A 14,889-nucleotide genomic window follows, 5' to 3' on the forward strand; every position below is an offset into this window, starting at 1 on the left:
TACTTTCTTCTGTAATCAAAGCTGAAAGGGCGAGAAGGTATGCAAGAAGAAACATTTTACAGTGTCAGAATGAGAGCTTCTATGAATGGGTCTCACGAAGATGGAGGAAAGCATATATCCGGCGGAGAACGGCTCATCACGTTCGATAATATGAAACGTACGGTGAATGCCTTATTAGAAAAAGGGTTATCTCACTCTAGAGGAAAACCGGATTTTATGCAAATTCAATTTGAAGAGGTGCATGAGCCGGTTAAGAAGATTCATCCATTACCAATGAAGACAAATGAAGTAGAATCCCCGGAAGAGGGACAAAGTCTTGCCCGATTCTTATTGGAGAGAGCGGGTGTTCCAAGAAAAGTGATTGAAAAAGCATATCAACAAATTCCTGAATGGTCAGGTATCAGGGGAGCGGTGGTGGTTGATATTCACACTGGCGAACGAATTGATCAAACACACGATAAAGGTGTACGGGTGTCCAGAATGGATTGGCTCGACCTCAATTTTGAACAATGGGCACAACGCTATGGCGCACCATTAAACCCAAGAATAAAAGAGGCCCTTGCACTTGCTTCAAAGGTGAGTGAGCATCCGGCAACCGTTGCAGAATTATGCTGGTCAGATGACCCTGATTACATAACAGGCTACGTCGCGGGTAAAAAATTGGGCTATCAGCGTATTACAGCAATGAAAGAATACGGGACTGAAGAGGGCTGCCGAATCTTTTTTGCTGACGGCTCTGTAAATGTAAACACATACATAAATGATCTCGAGAAGCAGCCTATTTTAATAGAGTGGGAGGAAGATGATGACTCAAAATTTGATAGAAAAAAGTAAAAAACATCTTTGGCTGCCTTTTACTCAAATGAAAGACTATGATGAACATCCCTTGATCATCGAAAGCGGCAACGGAATCAAAGTAAAAGACATAAACGGCAAGGAATATTATGACGGCTTTTCCTCCGTTTGGCTTAATGTGCACGGGCACCGCAAAAAGGAATTAGATGAGGCCATCATAAAACAGCTTGGAAAAATTGCTCACTCCACATTGTTGGGCATGACCAACGTTCCGGCGACTGAACTTGCCGAGACATTAACCGAGATCAGTCCGGAGAAGCTGACGCGTGTTTTTTATTCAGACAGCGGTGCAGAAGCGATGGAAATTGCTCTAAAAATGGCGTTTCAATATTGGAAGAACATCGGAAAGCCTGAGAAACAAAAATTTATTGCAATGAAAAATGGGTATCACGGCGATACGATCGGTGCCGTCAGTGTCGGTTCGATTGAACTGTTCCACCACGTCTATGGCCCGTTAATGTTTGATAGTTATAAAGCTCCGATCCCTTATGTATACCGCTCTGAAAGCGGCGATCCTGTGCAGAGCCGTGATGAGTGTCTCTATGCGCTTGAACAGCTGCTGAAGGAACACCATCACGAAATTGCAGCACTTTCGATTGAATCAATGGTTCAAGGAGCATCCGGCATGATTGTGATGCCGGAAGGATACTTGGCAGGTGTGCGCGAGCTTTGTACAGCTTACGATGTCTTAATGATTGTTGATGAAGTTGCCACTGGTTTTGGGCGTACGGGGAAAATGTTTGCATGTGAGCACGAAAATGTTCAGCCTGATCTAATGGCTGCGGGCAAAGGCATTACAGGAGGCTATTTGCCGATAGCCGTCACCTTTGCCACCGAAGACATCTACCGTGCATTCTACGATGATTACAAAGAACAAAAAACCTTTTTCCACGGTCACTCCTATACAGGAAATCAGCTTGGCTGTGCGGTTGCTCTTGAAAACCTGAGATTATTTGAATCTGAAAACATCGTTGAACAAGTCGCGCAAAAAAGTAAAAAGCTCCATTTACTTCTTCAAGACTTGCATGCTCTTCCTCACGTTGGGGATATTCGGCAGCTCGGCTTTATGTGCGGCGCAGAGCTTGTTCAGTCAAAGGAAACCAAACGGCCTTATCCTGCTGATCGGCGGGTAGGGTACAAAGTTTCTTTGAAAATGAGAGAGCTCGGGATGCTGACGAGACCGCTCGGCGATGTAATTGCATTTCTGCCTCCGCTTGCCAGCACAGCTGAAGAGCTCGAAGCAATGGTGTCTATTATGAAAGAAGCGATCCAAGAGGTAACCAGCCTTGAGCATTGACAGCTGGTTAAGCCGCCGGTTAGACAAAGCGAAGGGAGCCGGCGTATACCGTACACTGCGAACAATGAATGGGCCTCCAATTCCGGAGGTGACGATTGATGGCAAACATCAAACGGTCTGGTCGTCAAACAATTATTTAGGCCTCGCAAACCATAACCGCTTGATCTCTGCAGCTCAAGAAGCACTGCAGCAATTTGGAGCAGGAAGCACCGGCTCGCGTTTAACGACGGGCAATTCGACCTGGCATGAAAAACTCGAAAAAAAGATTGCCGGCTTTAAACGGACAGAAGCGGCTTTACTGTTTTCAAGCGGCTATTTAGCCAATGTCGGTGTCCTTTCTTCGTTACCTGAAAAAGGGGACGTCATTTTAAGTGATCAATTAAATCATGCAAGTATCATCGATGGCTGCCGCCTGTCTAAGGCTGATACGGTCATTTATCGCCATATCGAAATGGCTGATCTTGAAGAAAAACTGAAAGAAACACAGCGGTACCAGCGCCGTTTTATCGTAACAGACGGGGTATTCAGCATGGATGGCACGATTGCCCCTCTTGATCAGATCATCTCCCTTGCTAAACGCTGCAATGCTTACGTGATCGTTGATGATGCGCATGCAACAGGTGTTTTGGGCGAATCAGGAGGAGGGACGAGTGAACATTTCGGTGTTTGTCCTGACATTGTCATCGGCACGTTAAGCAAAGCTGCCGGAGCAGAAGGGGGATTCGCTGCAGGTTCAGCGGTATTCATCGACTTTCTGCTGAACCATGCCAGAACGTTTATCTTTCAAACCGCTATTCCGCCGGCAAGCTGTGCTGCTGCCCATGAGGCGTTAGACATCATGGAGGCCAGCAAGGAAAAACGGCAGCTTTTATATTCTTATATCCAGATGATCAAAACGAATCTGAAGCACATGGGCTATGTGGTGAAGGGGCATCATACACCGATTATTCCGGTGGTCATCGGCGATACCCGAAAAACGGTCACGTTTGCTGAAAAACTGCAGGACAAAGGAATCTATGCCCCTGCCATTCGTCCGCCGACCGTTGCGCCAGGAGAAAGCCGTATCCGATTAACCATCACTGCTGGGCACAGTATGAGGGATATTGATCATTTGCTGGAAGCATTTCGTTCAATCGGAAAGGAGCTGAACATCATTCCATGAGAGGTTTTTTTGTAACCGGAACAGATACAGAAGTGGGGAAAACGGTGATATCCAGCGGTCTTGCAGCCTTATTGCGGGAAAATAAGATGGATGTCGGAGTATTTAAACCATTTCTAAGCGGGATCTCCCCTCATCATCCAGAGAGCGACACAAGCCTGCTGAAAGAGATGTCGCAAACGAGTCTTTCACATGAAGAGATTACGCCTTTTGCATTCAAAGAGCCGCTAGCTCCATACGTTGCAGGAAAGCTGGAGGGAAAGGCTGTCAAAATGGAAGAGGTCTTACGCCATTGGGAGCGGATAAGAGAAAAACATGAATGCTTCATCGTAGAAGGTGCGGGCGGGATTTCTGTGCCATTGGGAGAGGATTTTTTAGTCAGTCATGTCATAAAAGCGTTACAGCTTCCAGTGATTATTGTGGCACGCCCTCATCTTGGAACGATTAATCACACCTTTTTAACTGTTCAATATGCCAAAAGCATGGGTCTTCCAATCGCCGGAATCGTCATCAATGGAATCAGTGATTCTCCAGATCATGATGAAAAAACCAATCCTGAAATGATTGAAAGCCTATGCGGTGTGCCGCTATTAGGAGTGACGCCAAAGCTGATAAACACAACAAAAGAAACGATTCAGAATATGGTGAAGGACCATATAGATTTATCATTACTGATCAATCGAGTGGGGGCATGAAAATGAATCAATGGATGGAACTTGCAGACCGGGTGCTGGGCGGAGCAGAGGTGACCAACGAAGAGGCGCTTTCGATATTAAACTGTCCAGATGAAGACATCTTGCTTTTGATGCATGGAGCTTTTCACATCAGAAAACGGTTTTATGGAAAAAAAGTAAAGCTCAATATGATTATGAATGCAAAATCAGGGCTCTGTCCGGAAAATTGCGGCTATTGTTCCCAGTCTGCCATTTCAAAAGCGCCGATTGAGAGTTACCGGATGGTGAATAAGGAAACCCTTCTGGAAGGCGCAAAGCGGGCGCATGATTTGAACATAGGTACATATTGTATCGTGGCAAGCGGCAGGGGGCCGTCCAACAGAGAAGTGGATCGGGTCGTAGAAGCGGTACAGGAAATAAAAGATACGTATGGACTGAAAGTTTGTGCGTGTCTCGGATTGTTAAAGCCGGAGCAGGCGAAACGGCTGAAAGAAGCCGGCGTAGACCGCTATAATCATAATGTCAATACATCACAGAGAAATCATTCAAATATTACCACGTCACATACGTATGAGGACAGGGTCAATACGGTTGAGATTGCAAAAACCTCCGGCATGTCTCCATGTTCAGGCGCCATTATCGGGATGAAGGAAACGAAACAGGATGTCATCGATATCGCACAAAGCTTGAAGGCCCTTGACGCTGATTCCATTCCGGTGAATTTTTTGCATGCGATTGACGGCACACCATTAGAAGGCGTAAATGAATTAAACCCGCTGTATTGCTTAAAAGTGCTGGCGCTGTTCCGTTATATCAATCCGTCAAAAGAAATCCGCATTTCTGGAGGAAGAGAGGTCAATCTCCGTTCATTGCAGCCATTGGGGCTGTACGCCGCCAACTCCATCTTTGTCGGAGATTATTTAACGACTTCCGGACAGGAGGAGACGGAGGATCATAAAATGCTGAGTGATTTAGGATTTGAAGTAGAATCGGTCGAAGAAATGAAAGCCAGTTTAAGTGCAAATAGCTGAAAGCAAGAATAGAAGCAATCGGTATCATGTCGATTGCTTTTATTTTTATGGAGTCAAAATGATGATGTCAGAATCATGAGAGGGAGCATATGACAATTCCAATTTCACTTACACCTTCTGCGTTTTTTAAAAACCCTTATCCTTTTTACGATACATTACGTTCTGAACACCCTTTATATAAAGGGAATGTTTTGAAGTATCCAGGCTGGTATGTCACGGGATATGAGGAAGCGGCAGCAATTCTGAAAGATACCAGATTCAGAACACGTGTCCCGCTGCCTGAGACCTCCATAAAATATAAGGATTTGAATCATGTCCAGAAGCAGATGATGCTGTTTCAGAATCAGTCTGATCACAGGCGCCTCCGTATGCCGGTCAGCGGGGTATTTACTCCGAGAATGACAGAGGGCTATCGCCCATTTATAAATGAAACTGTCCATCACCTGCTTGATCAAGTGCAAGGTAAAAAAAAGATGGAGCTGATTTCTGACTTTGCTTTTCCTTTGGCAAGCAGCATTATAGCTAAGATCATAGGTGTGCCGGCAGAAGGAAGGGATCAATTTAAAGAGTGGTCGTCAAACCTTGTTCAAACGATTGATTTTACCCGATCAAGAAAGGTGTTAACAGATGGCAATCAGATCACTGTAGTGATGAGGGAGTATTTTAGAGAGCTTATTCAAAAACGAAAACAAAAACCGCAGCATGACGTGATCAGCATGTTGCTGAAGGAAGGACAGGCTGGTAAGCTGACGGAGGAGGAAGTGGCATCAACGTGTATATTGCTGGCGATCGCCGGACATGAAACAACAGTGAATCTCATCAGCAACTCAATTCTTTGTCTGCTGCAGCATCAAGAACAGCTTTTGCAGCTCAAAGAAAACCCAGCTCTGATTCATACCGCAGTTGAAGAATGTTTACGCTATGAAAGCCCCACACAAATGACAGCCCGTGTTTCGTCAGAAGATATTGAAATGAATGGCGTAACGATTCGACAAGGGGAGCATGTCTTTATTCTGCTGGGGGCTGCCAATCGAGACCCAAAAGTATTCTCGCATGCCAATGAGTTCGATATCACCAGAAGCCCTAATCCCCATCTTTCGTTCGGACAGGGCCGCCATATTTGTATAGGTTCCTCGCTGGCGCGGCTAGAAGCACAAATTGCAATCAACACTCTTCTGCAGCGCATGCCAGGCCTGCAGCTCGCTGTTTCTGAAGTGCGATACCGGAAGCTAATTGGTTTTAGAGCGCTTATGGAGCTGCCGATTATTTTTTAATGAAGGCTAAAGGCCATGTGAATGCTGAAAACGTGTCATCCCCGGCAAAAATGGGCAATCTATAAAAAAGGGGAGTGAACATATGAGAAAAGTGCTGATCGCCGGCGGAAATGGTGTGATTGGGAGGATATTGGCTAAAGGGCTTATGTCTGAGTACGAGGTGACGGTGCTGGATAAAGACCGCTACGAAGGCTTAGCACCCGCTATTCAGGCAGACGCGTCAAACTATGAGGATCTATTGAAAAAGATTCCGAGAGATACAGACGTGATCGTGAACTTACTCGCTGTCAAAATCAAATACGATGTCATGGACACAGCTGAATTTGAAAAAATGACGGATATTTTTTATAGAGCAAGCTACTATTTGTGCCGCACGGCAGCAGAGCTCGGCATCCCAAAGGTTGTTTTCGCCAGCAGCAATCATGTGACAGATGTGTACGAAAAAGACGGGCGTTCGCTCTTAGGGCGGGAAATCACAACCGACGATTATCCGCTGTCAAAAAATCTATACGGCGTCCTAAAGCTGACCTCGGAACATATCGGCCACCTGTTTTATCTGGAAAATAAGCTCTCTGTCATCAACCTTCGAATTGGAACGGTTGTCACAGATGAAATGGATACACTGCATGAGAACGACCGGACGAAAAAAACGCTTCTTTCCCATCTGGACTTGCTGTCGATTTTTAAAGCAGCCATTGAAACGAATATCCGTTATGGCACTTATTACGCCGTCTCTGACAATCCCGGCAAGCCGTGGTCGATAGAATCCGCGGTTCAGGAGCTTGGGTTTGCGCCTCAAATGAATACCGCTGAGCTTCTGAAAGAGGAAGAGAACAGCAATAACAGAGCATAATCATTTTCTAAGATTATGCTCTTTTTCTTTTATGATCGGTTTCAAGCCAGTTCCGATGCCGTCGGGCAAGGGACAGTGTTCAAATGATTATAGACACGGCAATCGCACATTTGCTACATTTTAGACACGATATCGTCACAAGCTGCAGCTCGTTTATCAAAAATGATAACGCTTACAAAAGGAGGTGGGAACGATCGCACATTCACTGAAAAATCGCCTGTTTGATATGTTGATTTACGGATTTTTGCTGATGTTCGCTTTAATATGCGTACTTCCGTTTATTCATGTCATTGCGGCATCCTTTGCCACAGTAGAGGAAGTGGTTTCGAAAAAATTCATCTTAATACCGACCACTTTTTCGCTCGATGCCTATCGTTACATTTTTTCGACAGATATCATTTATAAAAGCTTGCTCGTTTCTGTGTTTGTGACAGTTGTAGGCACGGCGGTCAGCATGTTTCTTTCTTCATTGATGGCTTACGGTTTATCCCGCCGCGACTTAATTGGACGGCAGCCGCTCATGTTTCTCGTCGTATTTACGATGCTCTTCAGCGGCGGAATGATTCCGACTTTCCTGGTGGTCAAATCACTTGGATTGCTCGATTCTTACTGGGCCCTTATTTTACCGACAGCGATTAATGCCTTTAACTTGATCATTCTGAAAAACTTCTTTCAAAACATCCCGGCGAGCCTGGAAGAGTCCGCAAAAATTGACGGCTGCAATGATTTGGGGATTTTCTTCAAAATTGTGCTGCCGCTGTCTCTTCCAGCAATCGCAACGATTTCACTGTTTTATGCGGTGACGTACTGGAATACGTATATGACGGCGATCTTGTACTTAAATGATTCAGCTAAGTGGCCGATTCAGGTGCTTTTGCGCCAAATCGTTATTGTATCAAGCGGGGTACAAGGGGATATGTCGGAAATGGGCTCGGGCAGCCCGCCGCCTGAGCAAACGATCAAAATGGCAGTAATAGTCGTAGCGACCATTCCGGTTCTGCTGGTCTATCCATTTATTCAAAAGCATTTTGCAAAAGGGGCTTTGCTGGGGTCTGTCAAAGGATAAAGAATATGAAACGGAGGGATATGATGGGAAACAAATGGAGGGTGCTTCTGATTGTGCTTGTATTTGCTCTCGGCGGAGTGCTGGCGGGCTGTAAAGGGGCTGATCAATCATCAGGCAAGGAGGACTCGGATTCAAAGGTAAAGCTGTCTATGATGGCGATTTTGTATCACCAGCAGCCGCCGAAAGACAGGGCGATCAAAGAAATTGAGAAGCTCACAAATACAGAACTGGACATCACGTGGGTTCCTGATGCGGTGAAAGAAGACAGACTGAATGCGGCGCTTGCAGCCGGCAATCTCCCGCAAATCGTGACGATTCAAGACATTAAAAATTCGTCAGTCATGAATGCCTTCAGATCGGGAATGTTCTGGGAAATCGGCGATTATATCAAAGATTATCCGAATTTAAACAAGATGAATAAACTCATTAATAAAAATGTCACAATCGATGGCAAGCTTTACGGGATATACAGAGAGCGTCCTCTCTCAAGACAAGGCATCGTCATTCGGAAGGACTGGCTGGACAATTTGAATTTGAAAACGCCGGAAACGCTGGATGATCTTTATGAAGTTGCCAAAGCGTTTACAGAGAACGACCCGGACAAGGATGGAAAAGATGATACATTCGGATTGACTGACCGAAATGATCTGATTTACGGCGCTTTTAAGACGCTTGGCTCTTATGAAGGCATGCCGACAGACTGGAAGGAATCAAACGGCACATTTACGCCTGATTTCATGACGAAAGAATACAAAGACACGATGGATTACATGAAAAAACTGCGTGATAACGGCTACATGAATAAAGACTTTCCGGTCACAAGCAAAACCCAGCAGCAGGAGCTGTTTTCTCAAGGAAAAGCCGGCATCTATATCGGGAATATGGTGGACGCTGTCAATTTGCGTGACAATGCTTCCGATAAATCAATGGAGCTGGAGATCATCAACCGCATAAAAGGCCCTGACGGAAAAGAGCGTGTATGGGCGTCAGGAGGGCATAACGGTGTATTTGCTTTTCCGAAAACGAGTGTGAAATCAGAAGCCGAGCTGAAACGGATCTTGGCGTTTTTTGACCGAATAGCAGAAGAGGACGTCTACAGCCTGATGACATACGGCATTGACGGGGTCCATTACAATAAAGGAAAGGGCAAAACATTCACAAGAAAAGAAAGCCAGGTAAAAGATTGGCAGACTGATATTCAGCCGCTGTCCGCCTTAATCGCCATCGATAAAGCATACTTAAAAAACACCGGTGATCCGCTGCGGACAGCGTACGAGGAGCTCACGGAAGACAATGAAAACATCATCGTCTCCAATCCGGCAGAGAGCTTGTATTCCGCCGCGGAGTCTGAACGCGGAGATGAACTGAAAAAAATGATAGACGATGCCACCTATAAATATATGATCGGAGAAATTACAGAAAGCCAGTTTGATAAAGAAGTTGAAAAATGGGAAACAAGCGGAGGAAAGCAGATTATTCAGGAATACGAAGAAGCGTTTAAAAAAACAAAGTAATATTGAAAAAACCCAAAACGCGCAAGCGGTTTTGGGTTTTTATATGCTTCTTTTTTGCTGGCGGTAGTTGCCCGGTGTGATGCCTTCCAGCTTTTTAAAGGACCTGATAAAGTTTTGAGAGTTTTTGTATTTGAGCTTTTCAGCTATGTCTTTCACCGCCATGTCGGATTCAGCCAGCCAGCTTTTTGCCATATGGTGGCGGTAATTTGATACATACTCGCTGAATGAAATGCCCATTTCTTTTTTGAAAATACTGCTTAAGTAGTTCGGGTTGTAATGCAGCCTGCGGGCAATTTCGTCCAGCGTTAAATCGGATTCAAACTCATGGTGGATGATATGGATTATGTTGTCGGAAATATTTTTGTACTGTGCATCGGCCCGGGCATTTACTTTGTCTGTCATCGGATCAATGAATTCTTGCTTCAGCCAGTTTTCAGTATCCTCGAATGTCTTCAGCTCAAAAATTTGGTCATACAGCATTTTGTTTTCTTCAAGCTCAAATAGTTCAATTCCGAGTACATGCATCAGTTCAATGACATGATTCAGAAAACGGGCGATTGCGATCTGAAATTGGTACGGGTTGGTGTTGTGTGTAAAAATCGACTGTAAAATCGCGTGCAGGCATTTGTCTGCTTTCTCCTTGTCACCGGCTTTTACAGCATCAAACAGCTCATGCTGAAGCTGCTTCGGAAAATGGGTTTTGAACGTTTTTTTCTGATCCAGGTCTTCATAAAAGATAATCGATTTGTTTTCTGCTTTCAGCCGGTATTTTAACGCTTCTAAGCCTTCCGCATAGGCGTTTTTCGCCATTGCTAATGCATCAAACGGCTGGCTGACGCCGATGCTGACAGACAGGTGCAGCTCAGCTTCAACTGTATCCTGAATCATCCGGGCAGTATCATTCAGCTCGGCCATAAATGCCTCTTTTGTTCCGCTCTCATTCATCAATATGGTTGCCTGCTGTTTATCGACTACCGCTGGTGCGAGGCGTTTTTCCGCGGGGATGTTCCGCTCAATCAGGCTGTTGACGGCAAACAACAGCAGATCCATATCTTTTTTCTCATACGGTGTCTGATTCAGCGTGTCAATTTGGAGCACCAGCAGGGCGAGATGCCGCCAATTTTGTTTTAAGCCGAGGCTTTCAAAGCGGTTATTGACCTCCTCATCCGTCAGCTTTCCAAGCATAAGCCTGACCATAAAATATTGCTGAAGATGAGTGGCCTGCTGCCTCATTGTTTCTTCAAGGTCGTCGTTTCTGTTTTTGAGCTGTTTGAAGCTTTGCTCAATTAATTCAAACTCGTTTTGATGAGGCTGTTTTTCTGGAAAGGCTCCGTGCCGCGCAAACGATTCATAAAGCAGCCGGATCGGCTTATAAAAATGACGGGAGCCCAGCCAAGAGAATAATAATGAAAGCGTTAACAAAACGAAGCATACCGTAAAGGTGATCCAGCCGATCGACTTGGCTTCTTTTTTTAGTTCAGGCAGGGAAACGAGAGAAAAATAAGTCCACGTGTTATAGTCTGATTTTTGATAGGTCACTTTATAATGAATGAGGTCAATGACTGTTTCAAACTGGCCGCTTTTGGAGCTTTGCGCCAGCATTTTTTTGACAAAATCGTCGTTCTGAAGAGAATCGCCTATATCAGACAGGTTGTTGTGAAGGATGATACGGCCTTTTTCATCAATGATAAACACGCTGTTTGCGCTTGAATAATCAGGCATATTTTTAACGAGTGAACAGCTTGGGATGCTTGCGGCTGCCAGTCCCTTCGTGTTTGTGCTGTTCAGCGGGAGCTGCTTAATCAAATTGATATTATACCGGCAGCTTTCTGAAGCGCCTTCCTTTGTGGAGATCAAACGGTTGTTTTTTTCCAGCGTCCAATAGGACCGGCTCGCTTTGTTTTTCGAATACGCCTCGGCTGCTTCATGAAGGGAGTCCGTATTCATGCGGTACAAACCGGAATTGTTCATGTACCAGTTTTTCATATAGCTGACAAGCGTCATGTTGGACAAATCGGTATCAAAGCTTTGCAAATAGTTGAGCTCTTGGTTCACTTGGTCATAGATTTGAAATTGGTCAGAGTGCAAAGGCTCGGACAGTGTGCGGAGGAGAGGCGGCGAACTCACATAGTGGGTTAAAGAATGATCGACGGTTTTTAGGATGTGCTCGATGCTTAGCTGGGTCTGCTGGAGTGTGTCAAGTTTTTCCTCCGAAACGTTGGAGATGGCCGTTTTCTGAGAGTGCTCGTACGAAAACAAACCGACCAAAATGACGGGAATGGTGCTGAGTAAACAAAAAAACGTGATGAGTTTGTAATAAAACTTGTATTGGCTTCTTTTCATAAAACCCCCCATTTCATAACACCTTAATACAATTAATCCAAAGATTGATAGATATTGTCAATAATCATTTTCTAATATCGGTGTCTTTTTTTCAGATAGAGAGGCGAAACCCTTGATGACAAAGGGCTCAGGCAGAATGTGATCATATGATTGTAGACGGACTTTTGCACGCTGCGCTACAGTGAAAACAAGAACCCGTGAAAGGAGGCTTTGAAAAAGATGAAAACAGCAGAAGCGCAAGCGCCGGCTGTAGACGCAGTCATTTTTAAAAAAGAAAAAAGAAAGCGCTTACTAAATAAGCTGCTGCAGCAAAAGTTTTTGTACTTTATGATTTTGCCGGGATGTATTTATTTTTTGCTTTTTAAATACGTTCCAATGTGGGGAATCGTGATTGCGTTTCAGGATTATCAGCCGTTTCTCGGTATTTGGGGCAGCGAGTGGGTCGGGCTGAAGCATTTTATCAGGCTGTTTACAGAGCCTACATTTTTTGTCCTGTTAAAAAATACGCTCGTGCTCTTTGCCTTGAATCTGGTCATTTTTTTTCCGGTGCCGATTTTATTAGCGCTTCTTCTAAACGAAGTGCGGATCGCACTCTTTAAAAAATTCGTTCAGACGCTGATTTATATTCCGCACTTTATGTCCTGGGTCATTGTTGTATCGCTGTCATTTGTGCTTTTGACAGTAGACGGGGGCCTGATTAATGAACTGATTACGTTTTTTGGCGGCGAAAAAATCAATTTTCTGCTGAATGAAGAATGGTTCCGTCCGCTGTATATTCTGCAGGTTATCTGGAGAGAAGCGGGCTGGTCAACGATCATCTACCTGGCCGCAATGACGGCGGTTGATCCTCAGCTTTATGAAGCGGCGAAAATGGACGGAGCGGGACGGCTGCGGCAAATGTGGCATATTACGCTGCCGGCTATCAAAAGCGTCATCGTCGTTTTGCTGATTTTAAAAATTGGGGACACGCTGGAGCTTGGCTTTGAGCATGTATATTTGCTGTTAAACGCCACAAACAGGGAAGTCGCGGAAATTTTTGATACGTACGTTTATACTGCAGGGCTGAAACAGGGCCAATTCAGCTACAGTACAGCGGTCGGCGTATTTAAAGCGGCGGTCGGACTGATTTTGGTCATGCTTGCGAATCGTTTGGCGAAGAAATTTGGCGAGGAAGGAATCTATTAAGAAAGGGATGGTATCAATGGATCAATCAATCGCTGTAAAGTCGCCTCTTACGTATGCGGAGGCATTGGCAGAAACGATTATGAACACGTATACAGTTGAAGAGCTGCCGCCTGCAAACCGCTGGCACTATCATCAGGGCGTTTTCTTATGCGGGGTTTTGCGTCTTTGGGAAGCAACCGGACAGAAACGGTACTTTGATTATGCGAAAGCTTATGCGGATCTCCTAATTGATGATTACGGCAATCTATTATTTAAAAGAGACGAACTAGACGCAATCCAGGCGGGCCTTATTCTTTTTCCTTTATACGACAAGACGAAGGATGAACGCTATGTAAAAGCGGCAAAAAGGCTGCGGGGCTTATACGGAACGCTGAACCGAACGTCAGAGCAGGGGTTCTGGCATAAGGACGGCTATCCATATCAAATGTGGCTTGACGGTTTATATATGGGTGGGCCGTTTGCACTGAAATATGCCAATTTGAAGCACGAGCCGGAGCTGTTTGACATGGTTGTGCTTCAGGAAGGCCTGATGAGAAAGCATACGAAGGATCCAAAGACCGGGCTCTTCTATCATGCGTGGGATGAAGCGAAAAAAATGCCTTGGGCCAGTCAAGAGACAGGCTGCTCTCCGGAGTTTTGGGCGCGTTCAATCGGCTGGTACGTCATGTCACTCGCAGACATGATTGAAGAGCTGCCTGAGAAGCACCCAACCCGTCATGTCTGGAAAAAAACACTGCAGGACATGCTCGAAAGCATCTGCCGCTGCCAAGACAAGGAAACAGGATTATGGTATCAGATCGTTGACAAGGGCGACAGATCTGACAACTGGCTGGAAAGCTCGGGATCGTGCCTGTATATGTATGCCATCGCTAAAGGAATTAATAAAGGATATCTCGACAGATCCTATAAAACGCCTTTATTAAAAGCGTATCAAGGGCTGATTCAGCATAAAACTGAAACAACAAAAGACGGCGCGTTTCTCGTCAAAGATATATGTGTCGGAACGTCGGCAGGATTTTATGATTATTATGTCAGCCGCGAACGGAGCACAAACGACCTTCACGGGGCGGGAGCGTTTATTTTGGCGATGACAGAATTGGAAGCGCTTCTCGGGCCAGACGAAAAATGAAAAGATCTCTATGTGCGGCTGTATGTGTGATCGTCTCGTTGCTGTTTTTGGCTTCGTGCTCAAGCAGACCGGACGGCATTCATGTCATCCTGTTTTCAGATATGCAGGCAGGCGTACAGGATAACATAAAAGAGGCCGCTGAAAAGAAGGCAGGCAGGGCAGAAATCTTTCCCGTTTTGCCGGAAAAGCTGCTGACTGAAATTACGGCTCGCGAGGGTGACGTCTTTATCGTGCCTGAAGACTTGTTTGCAGCATACGATGATCCGGAAAATTTTCAGCCGTTAGACGGATTGTCACTGAAACATTCATCGCCCTATACAGCCGTAAATCAAAAAACGGGAGAAAAAACAGTCTATGCCGTTCTGATTGAGAAAGGGGAAAAACAGCTGAACGGCTATTCTTTTCGGCTGAATCGAAATATGGCGGCGTTTATCCCTGTATACTCCGAAAAAACAGAGGAAGCGCTGCAGCTGATTTCCCAATTAACAGAAGTCCGATAGGGGTGGGGA

13 protein-coding genes are annotated in these 14,889 nt (G+C 45.2%); 12 read left to right on the forward strand and 1 reads right to left on the reverse strand.

From position 1 onward, the window contains the following. Positions 1-39: 39 nt before the first annotated feature. The 9 genes from bioW (at position 40) to MTN95_RS03695 (ending at position 9,723) form a co-directional block, all read left to right on the forward strand. Positions 40-834, forward strand: a complete 795-nt coding sequence (gene bioW, locus MTN95_RS03655; RefSeq protein ID WP_248336987.1) for a 6-carboxyhexanoate--CoA ligase — start codon at positions 40-42, stop codon at positions 832-834. After that, positions 806-2,152 carry an adenosylmethionine--8-amino-7-oxononanoate transaminase gene (gene bioA, locus MTN95_RS03660; RefSeq protein ID WP_248337446.1) on the forward strand — a complete coding sequence of 449 codons (1,347 nt, stop codon included), beginning with the start codon at positions 806-808 and terminating at the stop codon, positions 2,150-2,152. The genes bioW and bioA overlap by 29 nt, the downstream gene beginning before the upstream one ends. Further along, a complete protein-coding gene (bioF, locus tag MTN95_RS03665) occupies positions 2,142-3,314 on the forward strand; it encodes an 8-amino-7-oxononanoate synthase (RefSeq protein WP_248336988.1) in 1,173 nt (390 codons plus the stop codon). The genes bioA and bioF overlap by 11 nt, the downstream gene beginning before the upstream one ends. Next, a complete protein-coding gene (gene bioD, locus MTN95_RS03670) occupies positions 3,311-4,006 on the forward strand; it encodes a dethiobiotin synthase (RefSeq protein ID WP_059352171.1) in 696 nt (231 codons plus the stop codon). The genes bioF and bioD overlap by 4 nt, the downstream gene beginning before the upstream one ends. Before the next feature lie 2 nt (positions 4,007-4,008). After that, on the forward strand, positions 4,009-5,016 hold the full coding sequence (bioB, locus tag MTN95_RS03675) for a biotin synthase BioB (protein ID WP_105990185.1): 1,008 nt from the start codon (positions 4,009-4,011) through the stop codon (positions 5,014-5,016). 89 nt (positions 5,017-5,105) lie between these two features. Next, a complete protein-coding gene (gene bioI, locus MTN95_RS03680) occupies positions 5,106-6,290 on the forward strand; it encodes a biotin biosynthesis cytochrome P450 (protein WP_248336989.1) in 1,185 nt (394 codons plus the stop codon). An 82-nt stretch (positions 6,291-6,372) separates the two neighbouring features. After that, a complete protein-coding gene (locus MTN95_RS03685; protein WP_248336990.1) occupies positions 6,373-7,143 on the forward strand; it encodes an NAD-dependent epimerase/dehydratase family protein in 771 nt (256 codons plus the stop codon). Between the two features lie 205 nt (positions 7,144-7,348). Then, complete coding sequence (locus MTN95_RS03690; protein WP_105953794.1) at positions 7,349-8,209, forward strand: carbohydrate ABC transporter permease; 861 nt, start codon at positions 7,349-7,351, stop codon at positions 8,207-8,209. Between the two features lie 23 nt (positions 8,210-8,232). Next, complete coding sequence (locus tag MTN95_RS03695; protein WP_105953360.1) at positions 8,233-9,723, forward strand: extracellular solute-binding protein; 1,491 nt, start codon at positions 8,233-8,235, stop codon at positions 9,721-9,723. A gap of 39 nt (positions 9,724-9,762) precedes the next feature. Here MTN95_RS03695 and MTN95_RS03700 read toward each other — a convergent pair whose 3' ends face one another. Further along, the gene (locus tag MTN95_RS03700) at positions 9,763-12,078 is read right to left on the reverse strand and encodes a helix-turn-helix domain-containing protein (RefSeq protein ID WP_248336991.1); all 2,316 of its coding nucleotides are present in this window, start codon (positions 12,076-12,078) and stop codon (positions 9,763-9,765) included. A 207-nt stretch (positions 12,079-12,285) separates the two neighbouring features. Here MTN95_RS03700 and rmgP point away from each other — a divergent pair, with 207 nt between their 5' ends. From rmgP to MTN95_RS03715, 3 genes are read left to right on the forward strand one after another with little or no spacing between them, the layout of a single operon-like run. Beyond that, complete coding sequence (gene rmgP, locus MTN95_RS03705; RefSeq protein ID WP_059352175.1) at positions 12,286-13,251, forward strand: polygalacturonan/rhamnogalacturonan ABC transporter permease; 966 nt, start codon at positions 12,286-12,288, stop codon at positions 13,249-13,251. Between the two features lie 7 nt (positions 13,252-13,258). After that, positions 13,259-14,380, forward strand: coding sequence for a glycoside hydrolase family 88/105 protein (locus tag MTN95_RS03710; RefSeq protein WP_248337448.1), 1,122 nt, complete (start codon positions 13,259-13,261; stop codon positions 14,378-14,380). After that, positions 14,377-14,880: a lipoprotein YteS gene (locus MTN95_RS03715; RefSeq protein ID WP_248336992.1), complete on the forward strand. Its 504-nt coding sequence runs from the start codon at positions 14,377-14,379 to the stop codon at positions 14,878-14,880. The genes MTN95_RS03710 and MTN95_RS03715 overlap by 4 nt, the downstream gene beginning before the upstream one ends. Positions 14,881-14,889 lie beyond the last annotated feature (9 nt).

Origin of the sequence: Bacillus sp. 2CMS4F (assembly GCF_023161785.1) — a bacterium.
Taxonomy (GTDB): Bacteria; Bacillota; Bacilli; order Bacillales; family Bacillaceae; genus Bacillus; species Bacillus halotolerans.

Coding starts and splice junctions, on each gene's coding strand:
- bioW (WP_248336987.1), top strand. CDS start 40: ATGCAAGAAGAAACATTTTACAGTGTCAGAATGAGAGCTTCTATGAAT.
- bioA (WP_248337446.1), top strand. CDS start 806: ATGACTCAAAATTTGATAGAAAAAAGTAAAAAACATCTTTGGCTGCCT.
- bioD (WP_059352171.1), top strand. CDS start 3,311: ATGAGAGGTTTTTTTGTAACCGGAACAGATACAGAAGTGGGGAAAACG.
- bioB (WP_105990185.1), top strand. CDS start 4,009: ATGAATCAATGGATGGAACTTGCAGACCGGGTGCTGGGCGGAGCAGAG.
- bioI (WP_248336989.1), top strand. CDS start 5,106: ATGACAATTCCAATTTCACTTACACCTTCTGCGTTTTTTAAAAACCCT.
- MTN95_RS03685 (WP_248336990.1), top strand. CDS start 6,373: ATGAGAAAAGTGCTGATCGCCGGCGGAAATGGTGTGATTGGGAGGATA.
- MTN95_RS03695 (WP_105953360.1), top strand. CDS start 8,233: ATGGGAAACAAATGGAGGGTGCTTCTGATTGTGCTTGTATTTGCTCTC.
- MTN95_RS03700 (WP_248336991.1), bottom strand. CDS start 12,078: ATGGGGGGTTTTATGAAAAGAAGCCAATACAAGTTTTATTACAAACTC.
- rmgP (WP_059352175.1), top strand. CDS start 12,286: ATGAAAACAGCAGAAGCGCAAGCGCCGGCTGTAGACGCAGTCATTTTT.
- MTN95_RS03710 (WP_248337448.1), top strand. CDS start 13,259: ATGGTATCAATGGATCAATCAATCGCTGTAAAGTCGCCTCTTACGTAT.
- MTN95_RS03715 (WP_248336992.1), top strand. CDS start 14,377: ATGAAAAGATCTCTATGTGCGGCTGTATGTGTGATCGTCTCGTTGCTG.